General features: G+C 79.0%; 2 protein-coding genes and 1 pseudogene. All 3 read left to right on the top strand.

Annotation, left to right across the window (positions count from 1 at the left end):
* Nucleotides 1–177: pseudogene (locus tag ACSNOB_RS31765) on the top strand (phosphoheptose isomerase); the annotation flags it as partial.
* Between the two features lie 28 nt (nucleotides 178–205).
* The gene (locus ACSNOB_RS31760) at nucleotides 206–1,717 is read left to right on the top strand and encodes a PfkB family carbohydrate kinase (protein ID WP_436691113.1); all 1,512 of its coding nucleotides are present in this window, start codon (nucleotides 206–208) and stop codon (nucleotides 1,715–1,717) included.
* Nucleotides 1,714–2,186 (top strand): SDR family NAD(P)-dependent oxidoreductase (locus tag ACSNOB_RS31755; RefSeq protein ID WP_436691111.1); only part of this gene is annotated, 473 nt, incomplete at its 3' end. The genes ACSNOB_RS31760 and ACSNOB_RS31755, both read left to right, overlap by 4 nt.

The following is a 2,186-nucleotide window of genomic DNA, read 5'->3' as shown; positions in this document are numbered from 1 at the left end:
GCCGTCCCCTCACCCGACAGCCAGGTCGTCCAGGAACTCCACCTCGTCACCAGCCACCTGCTCTGCGAGTACGTGGAGCGGGCGCTGCCGGCCGCGCTCGCCGCGCCGGGGGCGCCCGTGCGGGCGGGGGTCGAGGTGGTGCTCGACGGCGGCACAGCTCAGCAGGTCGACGCGTGATGAGGAGGGAAGCGTGACGGGACCCGTGGTGGTGGTCGGCGACACCCTGCTGGACCGCGACGTCGAGGGGGTGGTCAACCGGCTCTGTCCGGATTCGCCCGTGCCCGTGCTGGACGAGACGGCGCACGTCGACCGGCCCGGCGGCGCCGGGCTGGCCGCGGTCTTCGCCGCCGCGCAGGGGGCCGAGGTGGTGCTGGTGACCGCGTTGGCGGACGACGCGGGGGGCGCGCGGCTGAGCTCGCTGCTCGACGCCGCCGGGGTGCAGGTGTACGCCCTCGGCCTGAGCGGTGGCACCCCGGAGAAGATCCGGCTGCGCGCCCGGGGGCGGGTGCTGCTGCGCCACGACCGGGGCGGCGCCGCCGGCACGCCGGGCGAGCCCTCCGACGCGGTGCTGCGGATGATCGCCCGCGCCTCCGCCGTGCTGGTCAGCGACTACGGCCGGGGCGTGGCCCGGCAGCCCGCGCTGCGGGCGGCCCTCGCCGCGACCCGGGCGCCGGTGGTCTGGGACCCACACCCGCGGGGCCCGGCGGCGGTGCCGGGGGTGCACCTCGCCACGCCCAACGAGTCCGAGGTGCGGGAACTGGTCAAGGTGCCGCCGGGCGCGACCCGGCTGGCCACCGCGTCCCGGGGCGCGCAGGGGCTGCGCCGGCGCTGGCGGGCCGGCGCGGTCGCGGTGACCCTGGGCGGGGACGGCGCGCTGCTGTGCCACGCCGGCTCGACCCCGCTGGTGGTGTCCGCCCCGGCCGTCGCCGACGGGGACACCTGCGGGGCCGGCGACCGGTTCGCGGCCACCGCCAGCCTCGCCCTCGCGCGGGGCGCGCTGGTCTCCGAGGCGGTGCAGGAGGCGGTCGCCGAGGCGTCGGCGTACGTGGCCGGCGGGGGAGTGGCGACGGCGCTGCCGTCGGCGCGCCCGCTGCCGCCGGCCGTGTCCAGCCCCGGCGGGGAGCGCGTCGGCGTGGCCGCGGCGGCCGCCGCGGTGTCGGCGGTACGCGCTGCCGGCGGCACGGTGGTGGCCACCGGCGGGTGCTTCGACCTGCTGCACGCGGGGCACGTGGCGACGTTGCAGGCCGCCCGGCAACTCGGCGACTGCCTGGTCGTCTGTCTCAACTCGGACGCGAGCGTGACCGGGCTGAAGGGTCCGGACCGGCCGGTGATCCCGCAGGGCGACCGGGCCCGGCTGCTCGCGGCGCTGAGCTGCGTCGACGCGGTCATGATCTTCGACGAGTCCACCCCGCACGCGGCGCTGTCCTGGCTGCGGCCCGACGTCTGGGTCAAGGGCGGCGACTACGCCGGCGACGGCGGCGAGCCCGCCCTGCCGGAGGCGGACCTCCTGCGCCGCTGGGGCGGGCACACCGTCGTGGTGCCGTACCTGGACGGGCGCTCCACCACCGGGCTGATCGCCGCCGCCCGGTCGGCCGCCGCCGGCCGGACCGGCGCGCCGCCGCTCACCGACACCGTGCCGCCGGCCTGTCCGCCGCCCGGCCCCGCGTCCGGGAACGCGTCGGCGCAGCTGCCGAGCACGGCCGAGGGCACCCGATGAGCGGCGCGCCGCCCGGCGCCGGGCAGACGGTGCTGGTCACCGGCGGTTCGAGCGGGCTGGGCGCCGCGGTGGTCACGGCGGTGGCCCGGGCCGGGGGCCGGCCGCTGGTGCTGGACCGGCAGCCGCCCGCCGACGGCGTGCCGTGGCTGGAGTGCGACCTGGCCGACACCCGGGCCGCCGAGGCCGCCACCCGGCAGCTCGCCGAGCGGTCCGGTGGGCTCGACGCGGTGGTCACCGCCGCCGGCGTGGACGTGCCGGGCAGGCTGGCCGACGTTCCGGGCGAGACCTGGGACCGGATCGTGACCGTGGACCTGCTCGCCACAGCGGCCGTCGTCCGGGCCGCCCTGCCGTTCCTGGAGAGCTCCCGGGGCAGCATCGTCACGGTCGCCTCCACGTTGGGGGTCAAGGCCGTCAGCGACGCCACCGCCTACTGCGCCGCCAAGTTCGGCGTGGTCGGCTTCACCCGCGC

It is taken from the genome of Micromonospora sp. URMC 106, assembly GCF_051386395.1.
GTDB lineage: Bacteria > Actinomycetota > Actinomycetes > Mycobacteriales > Micromonosporaceae > Micromonospora.
Note: the sequence above shows the minus strand (reverse complement) of the source record. Positions and strands in the feature narration are given on the sequence as shown.